This is a genomic window from Pseudomonas sp. GZJR-8 (assembly GCF_002916705.1).
Taxonomy (GTDB): Bacteria; Pseudomonadota; Gammaproteobacteria; order Pseudomonadales; family Pseudomonadaceae; genus Aquipseudomonas; species Aquipseudomonas synxantha_A.
On the sequence record NZ_JXSI01000007.1, the window covers coordinates 1 to 15,793 of the forward strand.

Consider the following 15,793-nt stretch of genomic DNA (forward strand, 5'->3'; position numbering starts at 1 on the left):
ATATGTACTCGGTCTGATCCAACATCCTGGTCGGCTGTCAGGCCGCCATCGGGGGCAAGCCCCCTCCCACAGGGGCCCGCGGTATACCGAAAAGTTGTGTAGATACTCATGCCCCTCCCACAGTTTAGTTTTGTGTTGGGTTGACGATCACAGTGCAGGTAATCCCGGCCGCCAACAGCACGCCCTCCGGCACTTCATCAATGTGAATCCGCACCGGCACACGCTGCGCCAACCTCACCCAGTTGAACGTCGGGTTCACATCGGCAATCAGCTCACGGCTCTCGGGGTTGTCGCGGTCGTAGATGCCACGGGAGATGCTTTCCACGTGACCCTTGAGTGTCTCGCCACTCATCAATTGCATATCGGCTTTATCCCCGACGTTGACGTGGGGCAGCTTGGTTTCTTCAAAGAAGCCATAGACCCAGAACGAATTCATATCCACCACAGCCATCTTCGCTTCACCGATACGCGCATAGTCGCCGCGATGCACGTTGAGGTTGGTGACGTAGCCATCCACCGCCGCCAGCACGCGGGTACGTTTCAAGTTGAGTTCGGCGGCTTCCAGTTGCGCCAGGGCGTGCTGGTAATCGGCCAGGGCCGAGTCAGCGATATTACTGGCGTCGTCGCGGTTTTCCCTGGAGATCACCAGGGCGTCGAGGTCGGCGCGGCGGTGGGCGTTGAGCTTGCGCATCTCCCAGGTAGCCTTGCGTGAGGCCACCAGCGATTGAGCTTGCTTGACGGCAATGCGGTAGTGCTCGGGGTCGATCTGCATCAGCAGGTCGCCTTTTTTTACCAACTGGTTATCGCGTACCGGCACGTCCACCACCTCGCCGGTCACGTCAGCCGCGACGTTGATGATGTCGGCGCGTACGCGGCCGTCGCGGGTCCATGGCGTTTGCATGTAGTGCACCCACAACGTGCGGCCAATCCAGATCGCCAAGGCCAGAACCAGCAAGGTCGCGAGCAGGCTGAAAAACTTTTTCATCGGGGCATTCTCAACGGTAGACGCTCAGCGCCAGGGCGCCGAACAGGCAAGCGAACAGGCTCAGGCGCAGCAACGCCGGGTGCCAGAAAAACCGATACAGGTCGAACCCGGCCAGGAAGCGATCAATCGCCCAGGCCAACACCGCGGCGATCAGGAACATCAGGGTCATGGTCGGCATATAGATGCCATGAAATGCGATTTCACGAGGCATTCGAGGCTCCTTTTAGGGCCGCCAGTGGGGATTGCGGGTCGAGCAGCGAAGTGCGGATAAAGTGCAGGTAGCTCTTCACCCGGCGCAGGGCTGAGGTATCGAAGTGCGGGGCGAAAGGTTCGTCGGTGGCCTGCACGCGGCTGATCGCATGGTCGACGGCGATCAAGCCGCGCTCCAGGTTGCTGGCGCTGGGTTGCAGGAACAAGCGCACCAGCGAACGGCCCATCACGCGGATTGCCTGGCGCCACGGCTGGGACTCGGCATAGGCCGGATGCACCGGCAGGATCGCCTGCTCCTTGCGCAACTCGATGATTGCGTGGCCGACCTCCAGCACCACGAACATCCAGCGCAGCAGGTCGCGTTGCACCTGCGGCTGGCCGGCCGCGAGGCCGTAAGCCTGATGCAGCAGGTCGCGGGTACGGCTTTCAAAACTCGACGCCAGGCCCTTGAGCTTGCCGCTGATCGCATACACCACCTGCTCACGCAGGTCCTGCTCCAGGCGGCGCCACAGCCAGCGGCTGTTGGGTGGCAGGATGATCGCCCCCGCCGCCGCGCACACCAACATGCCGATGACCATGGCGATGTAGTCGTTGATAAAGGTGTAAGGGTTGTAGACCGTGAGGTTGTCCGGCACCGAGCCGGTGCTGAAGAAAATCAACAGGCCCACGCCGACACCGGCGTACTGCGGGCGGGAGGAGAGGAAAGCACCGAAGATGATCACCGGTGCGAGCATCACGCACAGCAGCGGGAAGCCGTCGATCCAGGGGAACACGAAGAACATTTCGACAAAGCCGACCAAGGCGCCGATCAAGGTGCCGCAAGCCATCTGGAACGCCATGCGCTTGGGGTTGGGTGTGGCAGCGGAGAGGCCCACCGTGGCCGCCGCGATCAAGGTCATGGTCGCGCCGCTGGGCCAGGCGGTGGCTACCCAGTAACTGCCCAGCACGATCAGGATAAACGAGGCCCGCACCCCGGCGGCGGCGCAGGCCAGCCAGTTGGTTTTTGGCGTATAGGCTTCGTGCCAGTCTTCCCGCGCGTGGCGGTGGTCAGCCAGGGACGCGTGGGTTTGCGCGTAGTTGTGCAGGTCGTCGACGAAGCGGTACAGCAGCTCGTAGGCGGTATGAAAGTCCAACTGCTCGGCTTCGGTCGGGTTATCGCACTGGAAGCTCGCCCGCAGGCTGCGCACCTTGGCGGGCAGGTCGTCCTTGTAGGCGCTCAGTTGATTGACCAGGCGCGTGGCATCCGGACTGGTGAGGGCGCGGCCCGAGAAGCTGTCGAGCACTTCGGCCAGGTCTTGCAGGCCGGGTTTGATCGCTGCGACCACATGATCGGCCTCATCGGCACGCAAGCGTTCAAGCAACTGGTGCAAGGCGTTGAAGCGCGTGGTGATGCTCATGAATTCGCTGTTGAGGCGACTGAGCCGCCCGTTGCGTCGGCGCATGTGCGGGTCTTCGAACACGGTGACGCTGCGCAGCCCTTCCAGGCCCACGGCTTCGGCGATAAAGCGCACGTTACTGGCCTCGAACCCTTCGCGTTGGCTGCGCCCGCGCAGGCCGTCGGTGACGAACAGCGCGAACACGCCAAAGCGCTGGTACAGCGCGTTGCGCATGGCGGCGCTGGAGGTCTGCGGCAGGATGGCGGCGCTGACCACTGTCGAGCACAGAATCCCCAGAGAGATTTCCAGCACCCGCCACACCGCCGCCATAAAGGCGCCGTCCGGGTGGGCCAGTGCCGGCAGGCCGACCATCGCGGCGGTGTAGCCGGCAAGCACAAACCCATAGGCGCGGAAGTTGCGGTTGCGCGTAGCGCCAGCGGTACAAATGCCCACCCAGATCGCCAGCGCGCCGAGGAACAGTTCGGTGTTCTGTGCAAACAAGGCGATCAACAGCACCATCACCGCCGAGCCCGCCAAGGTACCGAGGAAACGGTAGAAACTCTTGGCGAACACCTGGCCGCTCTGGGGCTGCATCACGATAAACACGGTGATCATCGCGGTGCGCGGTTGCGGCAGTTCCAGGCGCATCGCCAGCCACAGCGTGAGGAACGCGGCGACCAGCACCTTGAAGATATACACCCAGGTCACGCCGTCGCTGCGTGCCCAGTCGAAAAAGCCACGGCGCCACTCAAGGGAATGCAACCAGCGCAGCGGTGCAGGCAAGGAAGTCATCGAATCCTACTCAGTGGTCGAACACGGCAAGTGCCGCCGGGGTCTTGCTCGGGAGGGTCTTGGCATCCTGGGGCACATCGTTGCCGGCACCAAGGCCGCCGCCCAATGCCGTTACCAGTTCGGCATGGGCACTCAGGCGCGCCGCCCGCACCTGTTGCTCGACCTGTTGCTGACGGAACAGCAGGGTCTGGGCGTTGAGCACATTGAGGTAGTCGGTGAGGCCACGCTGGTAGGCGATCATGGCGATGTCGTAGGTCTTCTGCGCCGAGGCAACCGACTGCGCGGCGAAAGCCGACTGCTTGTCCATGGACTCGCGGCGGATCAACTGGTCGCTGATGCCCTTGAGCGCATTGACCAGCGTCTGGTTGTACTGGGCGACCGCGATGTCATAGCCGGCACTGGCTTCGCCCAATTGAGCACGCAGGCGGCCGCCATCAAAGATCGGCAAGGTGATCGCCGGACCGACGTTGTAGTTGAATTTCTTGCCAGCCAGGAACTCCAGCATACCGCCGCCCGTGGCCATGTAGCCGAGGCTGCCGACCAGGTCGACGTTGGGGTAGAAACCGGCGTGGGCCACATCGATGCCACGGGCCTGGGCCGCCACCTGCCAGCGGCTGGCGACCACATCCGGGCGTTGGCCGAGCAGTTGCGCAGGCAGGCTTGAGGGCAACTTCAATGGCGCGGCGAGGGCCAGGGTCGGGCGTTGCAACTGCGCACCCTCGCCCGGGCCTTTACCGGCCAGCGCCGCCAACTGGTTACGGCTCAGGGCGATTTCCTCGTCCAGGGCATCCAGTTGGCGATGGGTTTCCGGCAGCGGGGTTTCGGCCTGGCTGACGTCGAAGTGGGTGCCGATCCCGGCGTTAAGGCGTTTGTTGGCCAGGTCGAGAATCTGCTGTTGCTGGGCCAGGGTGGCCGCGGCGATATCGCGGTTGGCGTAATGCAACGACAACTGGATATAGGCGCGCACCACGTTGTTCTGCAGTTCGAGCTGGGCCTGACGTGCTTCGGCAGCGCTCATGTGCGCCAGGTCGACCGCACGTTCGGTGCTGTTGCTTTCCCGCCCCCACAGGTCGAGGGCGTAACTCAGGCCCAGGGACGAGTTGTTGTCCCAGGTGTTGGCGCCGCTCAATTCGCCGGGGCCGTAGAACTGATCTTTCGGCCAGTTGTGGCGCTTGAGGGTGGTGTCGCTGTTGATCTGCAACGACTCGGCCGACTCCGCAACCCCGGCCAGCGCCCGCGCTTGCCGCACGCGTGCGGCGGCCACGGCCAGGCTGGGACTGTTCTGGGTGGCGAGTTCGACCCAACGGTTGAGCTGCGGGTCGCCGTAGGCTTGCCACCATTGGGCGGTGGGCCAATGGGCGTCCTGGGAGGCGTCTTGAATGGCTTCATCGGTGGCCAGGGTATTGGCGTTGAGGGCCTGGCCTTGGGGGGCAATTCCTCCGGTTCCGATGCAACCGCTGATGGCTAACGATAAGGCCCAAACACTGAGAGTCTTCAGCTCTCTGCTGATGCGACGCGGCACGGCAAGCGAATTCCTGAGAGGTGTTGCGCAAGAGGTGGCGCAATTCTAGGCGGCGGCATGGAGGACGATAAGCTGGCATTCCTGTGAATCTTTGTTACCGTTCAGGCGATAATCCGTTGGTAGGGATCACTGGTCGGCGTAACTTTCTGTCACAATTTGTCATCTCCCTTGAGAACACTCCATGGACACTTTGCAAAACATGCGCGCTTTCAGTTGCGTGGCCGAAGCCGGCAGCTTCACCGCCGCCGCCGTGCAACTGGACACCACCACGGCCAATGTCTCGCGCGCGGTCTCCAACCTTGAGGCCCACCTGCAAACCCGCTTGCTCAACCGTACCACCCGGCGCATCGCGCTGACCGAGGCCGGTAAACGCTATTTGCTGCGCTGCGAGCAGATCCTTGCGTACGTCGAAGAAGCCGAAGCCGAGGCCAGCGACGCCCACGCCCGCCCTGCCGGGCAGCTCAAAGTGCACACCATGACCGGGATCGGCCAGCATTTCGTCATCGACGCGATTGCCCGTTACCGCCGCACCCACCCCGACGTGACCTTCGACCTGACCCTGGCCAACCGCGTACCGGACCTGCTCGACGAGGGCTACGACGTGTCCATCGTGCTGGCCAGTGAACTGCCGGACTCGGGTTTCGTGTCCCAGCGCCTGGGCATCACCTACAGCATTGCCTGTGCTTCCCCGGAATACGTCAAGGCCAAGGGCTGTGCACAGCGGCCGCAGGATTTGCTCAACCATGCGTGCCTGCGCCTGGTCAGCCCGGTGATCCAACTGGACAAATGGACCTTCAACGGGCCTGAAGGTCAGGAAAGCGTGGCGATCAACAGCTCGCCGTTCCTGGTCAACTCGGCCGACGCGATGAAAACCGCAATTACCAGCGGCATGGGCGTAGGCCTGCTGCCGGTGTATGCCGCCATCGAAGGGCTGCGCAACGGCACACTGGTGCGGGTGATGCCGACCTACCGCTCCCAGGAACTGAACCTGTACGCCATCTACCCTTCGCGCCAATACCTGGATGCGAAGATCAAGACCTGGGTGGAGTACCTGCGTGGTTCGTTGCCGGAAATTCTGGCGGCGCACCAGGCGGAGCTGGTGGCGTATGAATTGAGCGGTGGTTTAGGTGGTGCTCGCTTGAGTAATTGAGCCAGGCATGCGGTGACTGGTTTTGAACAGGTCACCGTATGCCTTGATAGGACGCATCATCTGACGGTGAAGGTCGTCCACTCAGAGGTTTCTTTGCCATCGATGAAGTAAAGACAAAGACCAAGCTCGTTTTTATGCAACTTTTCAATCTTTTCCTTGGGTACGGTAACAACGTAAGGTTTCACCTCTATCACTGGAACGGTCTCGTTATAGTCGCCATCCGAAGGCGTATTGCTGAACAAATATAAAACGAACTCCTGCCCCTCCAGCATAGTGTCGTAATCCACCCCAACCTTCAGCCCCGTCCCAGGTACATGGTCGACGAACAACTCGCCATTGACGATCAATTCGATTGTGGGAGCCTGCGGCAAAGCCTCGTCAGGCTCGTTGCGTGTTTTACCAGCGGCTAAAAAATCCCTGATTCGCTTTATCTCATCGTCGATATTCATAAGAGTGATCTCCTGTTTAACAAAGGCATCAACCCAGCCTTGAAAAACGAGAATAGGCGCTCACGTATTGGCCGAACAGCTCGTAGTTTTCACAGTTGACAGGTATTAAAACCAATGGAAGAGAAGCAGGACCGATCAAAACCCTGCAAAATTCTTATCGGGAATGTTAGCGTGCTTGGCATTCTTCCGTAGTCGACGAGCCCGCCTGCCATGAAAAAGACTGTCCTGGCCTTCAGCCGCATCACCCCACCGATGATCGAACGCCTGCAACAGGATTTCGAGGTGATCGTGCCCCACCCCAAACTGGGTGATATCAACGCGCAGTTCAACGACGCCCTGCCCCATGCCCACGGCTTGATCGGCGTGGGCCGCAAGCTGGGCCGTGAACAGCTTGAAGGCGCGAGCAAGCTTGAAGTGGTGTCCAGTGTATCGGTGGGCTACGACAACTACGACGTGCCGTACTTCAACGAGCGCGGCATCATGCTGACCAACACCCCCGATGTACTCACCGAAAGCACTGCCGACCTGGCCTTTGCGTTGCTGATGAGCAGCGCCCGTCGGGTAGCCGAGCTGGACGCCTGGACCAAGGCCGGTCAGTGGAAAGCCAGCGTCGGCGCGCCGTTGTTTGGCTGCGATGTACACGGCAAGACCCTGGGCATCGTCGGCCTGGGCAATATCGGCGCGGCCGTGGCCCGGCGTGGGCGCCTGGGTTTCAACATGCCGATCCTGTACAGCGGCAACAGCCGCAAGACCGCGCTGGAGCAAGAACTGGGCGCGCAGTTCCGTAGCCTGGACCAGTTGCTGGCCGAGGCGGATTTTGTCTGCCTGGTGGTGCCATTGAGCGACAAGACCCGTCACCTGATCAGCACGCGCGAATTAGGCCTGATGAAGTCCAACGCGATCCTGATCAATATTTCCCGTGGGCCGGTGGTGGATGAACCGGCGCTGGTCGAAGCCCTGCAAACCCAGAAAATTCGCGGTGCCGGGCTGGATGTGTATGAAAAGGAACCGCTGGCCGAATCGCCGCTGTTCCAGTTGAGCAATGCCGTGACCCTGCCGCACGTCGGTTCGGCCACCGGTGAAACCCGCGAAGCCATGGCCAATCGTGCTTTGGATAACCTGCGCAGCGCACTGCTGGGCCAGCGCCCGCAGGACCTGGTGAATCCCCAGGCCTGGAAAGGCTGATACATAACCCAATGTGGGAGGGGGCTTGCTCCCGATGGCGGTGGATCAGTTGTACATCTGCTGACTGACACGCCGATATCGGGAGCAAGCCCCCTCCCACATTAGCAGTGCCCGACACAAAATCCGGTTAAAGCCCAGGCCAGCCGAGTCGATAACCTTCCATAGATGATCGTCATCCCTGATCCACAGAAGGTTTTTATGTCCACCACCAAAGCCCGCGCAGACTCACTTTCGCTTCTGCTCTTTACCCTGCGCAGCGGCAAGCTGATGGCCATCAACCTGTTGAAAGTCAGTGAAATCATTCCCTGCCCGCCGCTGACCAAGCTGCCGGAGTCCCACCCGCACGTCAAAGGCATTGCCACCTTGCGCGGCACCTCGCTGTCGGTGATCGACTTGAGCCGCGCCCTCGGTGAAATGCCCTTGCAAGACCCGGACGGCGGCTGCCTGATCGTCACCGACGTCAGCCGTTCCAAGCAGGGTTTGCATGTGCAGGCAGTGAGCAAGATCGTGCATTGCCTGACCACCGACATCCGCCCGCCACCCTACGGCTCCGGGGGCAACCGTGCATTTATCACTGGGGTAACCCAAGTGGAAGGTGGCCTGGTACAGGTGCTGGATATCGAGAAAGTCATCCACGGCATCGCCCCGGCACCGATTGAAACGGCGCCGACCGACCTGACCATGGAAGAAGCCGAAGTGCTCGGCAACGCCCGCATCCTGGTGGTGGACGACAGCCAAGTGGCCTTGCAGCAGTCGGTACACACCCTGCGTAACCTTGGCCTGACCTGCCACACCGCGCGCAGCGCCAAGGAAGCCATCGATGTGTTGCTGGAACTGCAAGGCACGGGCGAGCAGATCAATGTGGTGGTGTCGGATATCGAGATGTCCGAGATGGACGGCTACGCCCTTACCCGCACCCTGCGCGAAACCCCGGATTTCAAGGACCTATACGTGCTGTTGCACACTTCCCTGGACAGCGCGATGAACAGCGAGAAAGCCCGCCTGGCCGGTGCCGATGCGGTGCTCACCAAGTTCTCCTCCCCGGAGCTGACCAAGTACCTGGTCATCGCCGCGCAAACCGTGGCACAAAAGGGCCTGTAAGCAGTGGCCGAGTATTTCCAGCTGCTGCGTCGCGACCTCACGGGCAGCCTGCCCGCCCCGCAGTGGCCAGCGAATACGAGGCTGGATCATTACCGGGATGAATTGGCCCCGGCGATCCATGCCGTGTTGCGCATGACTCAAGACCAGGGCGGAGGCCGTGTCGCCAGCCTGGATGAATGGCGCCGACAGTTCGTGACCGATGCCGAGTGCGACCCGACGTTGTGCCTGGTCGCCATTAACGCCGACGGCATTCTCGGTGTCGCCCAGTGCTGGACCAGCGCCTTCATCAAGAACCTTGCGATACATCCTTGCGCCCAGGGCCAGGGGCTGGGGCGCGCCTTGTTGCTGCACAGCTTTCAGGTGTTCAAGCAGCGCGGCGAACCTTATGTCGACCTCAAGGTGCTGGAAAGCAACCTGCGTGCCCGGCAACTGTATGAAAGTGCCGATATGAGATTTGTCCTGCGCGACACTGTGCCCAAGGGCTGACAACCCCTGGCGCATAACTTGCTTCCAGAGTGCCGAGCGGTCGATAGAGGTAAAAAACCCGTCACCCCTCAAGCGTGCCCTCTGACCTAGCCTGGTGACAGATCCGCCATGAACACTCAGTTTTCTTGCGTAGGTTGCGGCAAATGCTGCAGCGACCATCACGTCCCCCTGACCCTCGCAGAAGCCCGTAGCTGGGCGGCGGACGGCGGTAACGTCATCGTCCTGGTCGAGGGTTTCCTCGGCAACGGCCTGGGCCTGCCCCTGCAACAACGTGAACACGCCGAGCGCCGATCGGTGATGGTGCCCAGCGGCACTACCGAGGCGTTTGTGGCAATCACCTTTGCCGCCTATAACGCCGGACGCTGCCGGAATCTTGACGAAGACAACCTTTGCCGCATCTATGAACGACGCCCACTGGTGTGCCGGATCTACCCGATGGAGATCAACCCGCATATCCCGCTGAACCCGAGTGCCAAGGATTGCCCGCCAGAATCCTGGGAACAGGGCCCGGCTTTGATTGTCGGTGGCGAGTTAATGGACAAGGAACTGGCTGAACTGATCGGCCGCTCGCGCCAGGCCGACCGTGATGATGTACAAACCAAGGAAGCGGTGTGTGCGTTGCTCGGCATTCGTACCACAGCGCTCAAGGGCGACGGCTTTACCGCCTACCTGCCGGATATGCAGGCGTTTGCCCAAGCTGTCGAGCAGGCAGTGGTCCAGCCGAGCATGGCCAATGAATGGGTGTTCCATGTATCCGGTATGGACATCGCCGAACAACTGCTGGACGCCGGGGCGCAGATTGCCACCGAAGTGCCGGCCAACTATGCGTTTATCTCGTTGCGGGCTGCCTGACCGCCGACGGGGATTTGACTGAGTCTGCTCCCGCATTGAGATCTATCTCGATCATGGAGTGGCAGGCGCTACATCCAGACCATAGGGCTGGAGGATGCGTTGGTATTCGCCGTTTTGCATCAGCTGTTCAAGCGCATGGTTCAGCTCATTGCGCAGCGCGGTATCAGGTTTGCGTACCGCGATAGCCACGCTGTTGCCCAACAAGCCCGATGACACCACAGGCCCCAGGAAACCGAAGTCCAGGCCGTCGGCGGTGTCGAGCAGCGCCTCACGGATCTCCACGGCACCTTGCAAGGTCGCATCGATATCACCCGACACCAGGCTCTGAATCAGTTGATCGTTGAGCCAGAAACTTCTGATGATCACCCCCGCCGGTGCCCACTGCGAGAGCGCAAAGGCTTCACGATTACTCCTGACCAACACCCCCACGCGCTTGCCCTTGAGCGAGCGCCGGCCAGGGAGCAAGCCTGAGCCTTTACGACCCACCAGGCGGGTGGTGATCGGGTAGAGGTCATCGGTAAAACTCACCCGTTGTCGGCGCCGACATGTCGGCGCCATACCCATGATCGCGTCGAACTGCCGGGCTTCGAGGGCCGGAAAATTTTCCATGACGACTTGGTCAACCCAGATACAGCGCACGTTGAGTTGTTCGCACAAGGCATTGCCCAGTTCGATGTTCAGCCCCACCAATTGCCCTTGCGGGTTGCGGCTCTGAAAGGGGGGAAAATGCGCGGCCACGGCGAAACGAATCTCGCGCCGCGGTTGAACGTCGCCCGCAACGGCAGTCGTCGAGAGCAAGAAGGCAAGCACTGCACAGAGGTGTATCAGGGCCACGGGAACGTCCTTTTCCGGAAAGCTTACTCACTCGTCCCGATGGAGCGTCATCGGGACGAAGCAAACGCTGTGCAAGCTTTCAAGAATCGACCGCGGACCTACAAGTAGAAATATCGACAGGCGACGTAGGCAACAGCCTATAACGCGAGCTTCGATTTAGCCTTAACGTTTACCCATCGAACGGCGCGTGCCTGGGGGTGCCATGCCTGGGGTCTTGGTATGGCCGTTCTTGGCGCCGCCTTTGTACCAGGGCTGGCTGGCGTTTTTGGCGCCTGCCAGCTCACCCGGCTTGAAGGGGAACTTGAACGCCGGGATCTCGGCTTTTTCAGCACTGTCGACGGTGGCCGAATCAACGAGGTCGGCCGCTTCAACAGGGGGTTGGGTGGGGGAAGTCATAGGGGCTCCGGCGCAGCTATAGGTGTAAAAACGCGAGTATACGGGGCCGAGGCTGCCAGCAGTAACTTCAAGCGACAGGCTCACACAGCCTAACTGTCACGGCTGTCAGTTTGCCGTCACCGTGCTGACGGTGAAACAGCGCTATAAAGCAGCTTTCCAAACTCCAACGTGCAGTTTGCGCCGGCGCCCTCCTATGCAGATCAAACGAAACATGGCCCTGATAGTGGGAGCCCTCCTGATACTGGCTGTCGCAGCCTGGGCATTGACCCGGCCGGTCAAAGCACGGCTGGCGGCGCCTACCGCCATTCCCGTGCGGGTGGTGAGCGTGACGCAACAAGATGTTCCGCGGTTTGTCAGCGGCATCGGCTCGGTGCTGTCGTTGCACAATGTGGTGATTCGCCCGCAGATCGACGGCATCCTCACCCGATTGCTGGTCAAAGAAGGTCAGTCGGTGAAGGCCGGTGACCTGCTGGCGACCCTCGATGACCGCTCGATCCGCGCCAGCCTCGACCAGGCCAAGGCGCAACTGGGTGAAAGCCAGGCGCAGTTGCAAGTGGCACTGGTCAACCTCAAACGCTACAAGGCACTGAGCATTGACGACGGCGTATCAAAGCAGACCTATGACCAGCAGCAGGCATTGGTGAACCAGCTCAGGGCCACCGTGCAAGGCAATCAGGCTGCGATTGATGCTGCTCAGGTACAACTTTCCTACACCCAGATTCGCTCCCCCGTCAGTGGTCGCGTGGGCATTCGCAGTGTGGATGAAGGTAATTTCCTGCGCATGAGCGACACCCAGGGGTTGTTCTCCGTCACCCAGCTCGACCCGATCGCCGTTGAGTTCTCCCTGCCGCAGCAGATGCTGCCGACCCTGCAGGGCCTGATCGCGGCGCCAACCCCGGCCAGCGTCGACGCCTACCTGGGCGCCGATACCGACGGCGACACCGGCCACCTGCTCGGCGAAGGCCACCTGAGCCTGATCGACAACCAGATCAGCTCCACCACCGGCACCCTGCGGGCCAAGGCCGAGTTCAACAACCCATCGCAAAAGCTGTGGCCGGGGCAACTGGTGACCATCAAGATCCAGACGGCCCTCGACAAGCATGTTCTAGTGGTGCCACCGACCGTAGTACAGCGTGGGCTGGACTCGCACTTCGTGTACCGGGTGAACGGTGATAAAGCAGAAGTGGTGCCGGTACAGGTTGCCTATCAGGACAGCGAGATCAACATCATCAAAGGCGTGCAGGCTGGGGACGTGCTGGTCAGCGACGGTCAGTCGCGGCTCAAGGCCGGCGCCCAGGTGGAAGTACTCAAGGAGCCACCACAGGTGATCCAGACCGCTGACGCCACGGTGCAACCATGAGCGGCAGCCGTTCGCCCTCGGCCTGGTGCGTTGATCACCCGGTCGCCACCCTGCTGTTGACGTTTGCCTTGGTACTGCTGGGGATCATCGCCTTCCCACGCCTGTCCATCGCCCCGCTGCCGGAAGCGGAATTTCCGACGATCCAGGTCACCGCGCAACTGCCCGGTGCCAGCCCGGACACCATGGCCTCATCAGTGGCCACGCCCCTGGAGGTGCAGTTCAGTGCCATCCCCGGTGTGACCCAGATGACCTCCAGCAGCGCCTTGGGCTCAAGCCTTTTGACGTTGCAGTTCACCCTGGAAAAAAGCATCGACACCGCCGCCCAGGAAGTCCAGGCCGCGATCAACACCGCCTCCGGCAAGCTGCCCAGCGATATGCCGAACTTGCCGACTTGGAGAAAGGTCAACCCGGCCGACAGCCCGGTGCTGATCCTCAGCGTCAGCTCAGGCAGCATGCCCAGCACCGAGCTGAGTGATTACGTGGAAACCCTGCTGGCGCGCCAGATCAGCCAGATCGACGGCGTCGGCCAGATCAACATCACCGGCCAGCAACGCCCGGCGATTCGCGTGCAGGCCTCCCCCGACAAACTCGCGGCCATCGGCCTGACCCTCGCCGATATACGCCTGGCCATTCAGCAGTCGAGCCTCAACTTGGCCAAGGGTGCGATCTATGGCGAGAACAGCGTCTCGACTCTTTCGACCAACGACCAGCTGTTTCATCCCGAAGACTACGGCCAGTTAATCGTTTCCTACAAAGACGGCGCACCGGTTCAACTGCGCGATATCGCCAACGTCATCAATGGTTCGGAAAACGCCTACGTGCAAGCCTGGTCCGGCGATACGCCAGGGGTCAACCTGGTGATTTCGCGTCAGCCCGGCGCCAACATCGTCGAAACCGTCGACCGCATCCAGGCCGAACTGCCGCGCCTGCAAGGCATGTTGCCGGCCTCGGTGCAGGTCAGCGTATTGACCGACCGCACCAAGACCATCCGCGCCTCCCTGCATGAAGTGGAAATGACCCTGCTGATCGCCATCCTGCTGGTGGTGGCGGTGATGGCGCTGTTTTTGCGCCAGCTCTCGGCGACACTGATTGTTTCGGCCGTGCTGGGTGTATCGCTGGTGGCCAGTTTTGCCCTGATGTACGTGATGGGGTTCAGCCTGAACAACCTGACCCTGGTCGCTATCGTGATCGCCGTGGGCTTCGTGGTGGACGATGCGATTGTGGTGGTGGAGAACATCCATCGGCACCTGGAGGCCGGCCTGGGCCAGCGCGAAGCGGCGATCAAGGGGGCCGGCGAAATCGGCTTTACCGTGGTGTCCATCAGCTTCTCGCTGGTGGCGGCGTTTATTCCGCTGCTGTTCATGGGCGGTGTGGTCGGGCGGTTGTTCAAGGAGTTCGCGCTGACGGCCACTTCGACCATCCTGATTTCGGTGGTGGTTTCGCTGACATTGGCGCCGACCCTGGCCGCCTTGTTCATGCGCGCACCGAGCCATCCTGCCCACGCCAAACCCTCCTTCAGCGAGCGCCTGCTGGCCGGCTACGCACGCAATCTGCGCCGGGCACTGGCGCACCAACGCAGCATGGCGGCGATCTTCGTGGTGACCCTGGCCCTGGCCGTGGTCGGTTATGTGTTTATCCCCAAGGGTTTCTTCCCGGTGCAGGACACCGGTTTCGTGCTCGGCACCAGCGAGGCGGCGGCCGATGTGTCCTACAAAGACATGGTCGCCAAGCACAAGGCCCTGGCGGACATCGTCAAGGCCGACCCGGCGGTGCAGGCGTTTTCCCACTCGGTGGGCGTCACCGGCAGCAACCAGACCATCGCCAACGGGCGCTTCTGGATTGCCTTGAAAGATCGCGGTGATCGCGACGTGTCCGCCAGCCAGTTCATCGACCGCCTGCGCCCGCAACTGGCGAAGGTGCCCGGTATCGTGCTGTACCTGCGCGCCGGCCAGGACATCAACTTGAGTTCCGGCCCCAGCCGCGCCCAGTACCAATACGTGCTCAAGAGCAACGACGGCCCGACGCTCAACACCTGGACCCAACGCCTCACCGAGAAACTGCGCAGCAACCCGGCGTTTCGTGACCTGTCCAACGACCTGCAACTGGGCGGCAGCATTACCCACATCAACATCGACCGCCAGGCCGCTGCCCGCTTCGGCCTGACCGCCACCGATGTCGACCAGGCGCTGTACGACGCCTTCGGCCAGCGCCAGATCAACGAGTTTCAGACCGAGATCAACCAGTACCAGGTGATACTCGAACTGGACAGCCAGCAACGCGGCAAGGCCGAAAGCCTCAACTACTTTTACCTGCGCTCGCCGCTGACCAACGAAATGGTGCCGCTGTCGGCACTGGCCAGGGTCGAGCCGCCCAGCGTGGGGCCGTTGTCCATCAGCCATGACGACATGTTCCCCGCCGCCAACCTGTCGTTCAACCTGGCGCCCGGCGTGGCCCTGGGCGACGCGGTGATCATGCTCGACCAGGCCAAGAGCGACATCGGTATGCCGAGCACCCTCATCGGCAACTTCCAGGGCGCGGCCCAGGCGTTCCAGAGTTCGCTGGCCAGCCAACCGTGGCTGATCCTCGCAGCGCTGGTGGCGGTGTACATCATCCTGGGTGTGCTGTACGAGAGTTTCGTGCACCCACTGACGATCATTTCTACCTTGCCCTCGGCGGGCCTGGGGGCGCTGATCATGCTGTGGCTGCTGGGCCAGGACTTTTCGATCATGGCCTTGATCGGCCTGGTGTTGCTGATCGGCATCGTCAAGAAAAACGGCATTTTGATGATCGACTTTGCACTGGAGGCCCAGCGCATGCGCGGGCTGACGCCGGAGGATGCAATTTATGAAGCCTGCGTCACGCGGTTCCGACCGATCATCATGACCACCCTCGCCGCCCTGCTCGGCGCGGTGCCCTTGATGCTGGGCTCGGGCCCGGGGGCGGAACTGCGTCAACCGCTGGGCATTGCGGTGGTGGGAGGCTTGCTGGTGAGCCAGGCGCTGACGCTGTTCACGACTCCGGTCATATACTTGTACCTTGAACGGACTTTCCACAGGCCCAAACCAGCGCTGGCGCTGGCGACCACACACTGAGGC

At 61.6% G+C, this 15,793-nt stretch carries 14 protein-coding genes; 7 read left to right on the top strand and 7 right to left on the bottom strand.

The window, feature by feature from the left end:
- Positions 1 to 124 precede the first annotated feature (124 nt).
- From TK42_RS15120 to TK42_RS15135, 4 genes are read right to left on the bottom strand one after another with little or no spacing between them, the layout of a single operon-like run.
- The gene (locus TK42_RS15120; RefSeq protein WP_032877703.1) at positions 125 to 985 is read right to left on the bottom strand and encodes an HlyD family secretion protein; all 861 of its coding nucleotides are present in this window, start codon (positions 983 to 985) and stop codon (positions 125 to 127) included.
- 10 nt (positions 986 to 995) lie between these two features.
- Positions 996 to 1,196, bottom strand: coding sequence for a DUF1656 domain-containing protein (locus TK42_RS15125; RefSeq protein WP_046070983.1), 201 nt, complete (start codon positions 1,194 to 1,196; stop codon positions 996 to 998).
- Complete coding sequence (locus TK42_RS15130; RefSeq protein ID WP_103734606.1) at positions 1,186 to 3,363, bottom strand: FUSC family protein; 2,178 nt, start codon at positions 3,361 to 3,363, stop codon at positions 1,186 to 1,188. Before TK42_RS15130 ends, TK42_RS15125 begins: the two co-directional genes overlap by 11 nt.
- 10 nt (positions 3,364 to 3,373) lie before the next feature.
- On the bottom strand, positions 3,374 to 4,885 hold the full coding sequence (locus tag TK42_RS15135; protein WP_103734607.1) for an efflux transporter outer membrane subunit: 1,512 nt from the start codon (positions 4,883 to 4,885) through the stop codon (positions 3,374 to 3,376).
- Positions 4,886 to 5,066: 181 nt separating this feature from the next.
- Here TK42_RS15135 and TK42_RS15140 point away from each other — a divergent pair, with 181 nt between their 5' ends.
- Positions 5,067 to 6,035 carry a LysR family transcriptional regulator gene (locus TK42_RS15140; RefSeq protein ID WP_032877708.1) on the top strand — a complete coding sequence of 323 codons (969 nt, stop codon included), beginning with the start codon at positions 5,067 to 5,069 and terminating at the stop codon, positions 6,033 to 6,035.
- A 56-nt stretch (positions 6,036 to 6,091) separates the two neighbouring features.
- Here TK42_RS15140 and TK42_RS15145 read toward each other — a convergent pair whose 3' ends face one another.
- A complete protein-coding gene (locus TK42_RS15145; RefSeq protein WP_103734608.1) occupies positions 6,092 to 6,484 on the bottom strand; it encodes a hypothetical protein in 393 nt (130 codons plus the stop codon).
- A 210-nt stretch (positions 6,485 to 6,694) separates the two neighbouring features.
- Between TK42_RS15145 and TK42_RS15150 the strand changes: the two genes are divergently transcribed.
- The 4 genes from TK42_RS15150 (at position 6,695) to TK42_RS15165 (ending at position 10,108) form a co-directional block, all read left to right on the top strand.
- Positions 6,695 to 7,669 carry a D-glycerate dehydrogenase gene (locus TK42_RS15150; RefSeq protein WP_103734609.1) on the top strand — a complete coding sequence of 325 codons (975 nt, stop codon included), beginning with the start codon at positions 6,695 to 6,697 and terminating at the stop codon, positions 7,667 to 7,669.
- A 198-nt stretch (positions 7,670 to 7,867) separates the two neighbouring features.
- Positions 7,868 to 8,770 (top strand): chemotaxis protein CheV, encoded by a 903-nt coding sequence (locus TK42_RS15155; RefSeq protein ID WP_005784972.1) that lies wholly within the window; start codon positions 7,868 to 7,870, stop codon positions 8,768 to 8,770.
- 3 nt (positions 8,771 to 8,773) lie between these two features.
- Positions 8,774 to 9,256 carry an N-acetyltransferase gene (locus tag TK42_RS15160; RefSeq protein ID WP_032877712.1) on the top strand — a complete coding sequence of 161 codons (483 nt, stop codon included), beginning with the start codon at positions 8,774 to 8,776 and terminating at the stop codon, positions 9,254 to 9,256.
- 108 nt (positions 9,257 to 9,364) lie between these two features.
- Complete coding sequence (locus TK42_RS15165; protein WP_103734610.1) at positions 9,365 to 10,108, top strand: YkgJ family cysteine cluster protein; 744 nt, start codon at positions 9,365 to 9,367, stop codon at positions 10,106 to 10,108.
- Positions 10,109 to 10,159: 51 nt separating this feature from the next.
- Here TK42_RS15165 and TK42_RS15170 read toward each other — a convergent pair whose 3' ends face one another.
- A complete protein-coding gene (locus TK42_RS15170; protein WP_103734611.1) occupies positions 10,160 to 10,942 on the bottom strand; it encodes a transporter substrate-binding domain-containing protein in 783 nt (260 codons plus the stop codon).
- 162 nt (positions 10,943 to 11,104) lie between these two features.
- Positions 11,105 to 11,338: a hypothetical protein gene (locus tag TK42_RS15175; protein WP_103734612.1), complete on the bottom strand. Its 234-nt coding sequence runs from the start codon at positions 11,336 to 11,338 to the stop codon at positions 11,105 to 11,107.
- Positions 11,339 to 11,531: 193 nt separating this feature from the next.
- On the opposite strand from TK42_RS15175, the gene TK42_RS15180 reads away from it, so the two are divergent.
- Both TK42_RS15180 and TK42_RS15185 read left to right on the top strand, forming a co-directional pair.
- Complete coding sequence (locus tag TK42_RS15180; RefSeq protein WP_103734613.1) at positions 11,532 to 12,698, top strand: efflux RND transporter periplasmic adaptor subunit; 1,167 nt, start codon at positions 11,532 to 11,534, stop codon at positions 12,696 to 12,698.
- Positions 12,695 to 15,790 carry a multidrug efflux RND transporter permease subunit gene (locus tag TK42_RS15185; protein WP_103734614.1) on the top strand — a complete coding sequence of 1,032 codons (3,096 nt, stop codon included), beginning with the start codon at positions 12,695 to 12,697 and terminating at the stop codon, positions 15,788 to 15,790. Before TK42_RS15180 ends, TK42_RS15185 begins: the two co-directional genes overlap by 4 nt.
- The last annotated feature ends 3 nt before the right edge of the window (positions 15,791 to 15,793 follow it).

Coding starts and splice junctions, on each gene's coding strand:
- TK42_RS15120 (WP_032877703.1), bottom strand. CDS start 985: ATGAAAAAGTTTTTCAGCCTGCTCGCGACCTTGCTGGTTCTGGCCTTG.
- TK42_RS15125 (WP_046070983.1), bottom strand. CDS start 1,196: ATGCCTCGTGAAATCGCATTTCATGGCATCTATATGCCGACCATGACC.
- TK42_RS15130 (WP_103734606.1), bottom strand. CDS start 3,363: ATGACTTCCTTGCCTGCACCGCTGCGCTGGTTGCATTCCCTTGAGTGG.
- TK42_RS15140 (WP_032877708.1), top strand. CDS start 5,067: ATGGACACTTTGCAAAACATGCGCGCTTTCAGTTGCGTGGCCGAAGCC.
- TK42_RS15145 (WP_103734608.1), bottom strand. CDS start 6,484: ATGAATATCGACGATGAGATAAAGCGAATCAGGGATTTTTTAGCCGCT.
- TK42_RS15150 (WP_103734609.1), top strand. CDS start 6,695: ATGAAAAAGACTGTCCTGGCCTTCAGCCGCATCACCCCACCGATGATC.
- TK42_RS15155 (WP_005784972.1), top strand. CDS start 7,868: ATGTCCACCACCAAAGCCCGCGCAGACTCACTTTCGCTTCTGCTCTTT.
- TK42_RS15165 (WP_103734610.1), top strand. CDS start 9,365: ATGAACACTCAGTTTTCTTGCGTAGGTTGCGGCAAATGCTGCAGCGAC.
- TK42_RS15175 (WP_103734612.1), bottom strand. CDS start 11,338: ATGACTTCCCCCACCCAACCCCCTGTTGAAGCGGCCGACCTCGTTGAT.
- TK42_RS15180 (WP_103734613.1), top strand. CDS start 11,532: ATGCAGATCAAACGAAACATGGCCCTGATAGTGGGAGCCCTCCTGATA.
- TK42_RS15185 (WP_103734614.1), top strand. CDS start 12,695: ATGAGCGGCAGCCGTTCGCCCTCGGCCTGGTGCGTTGATCACCCGGTC.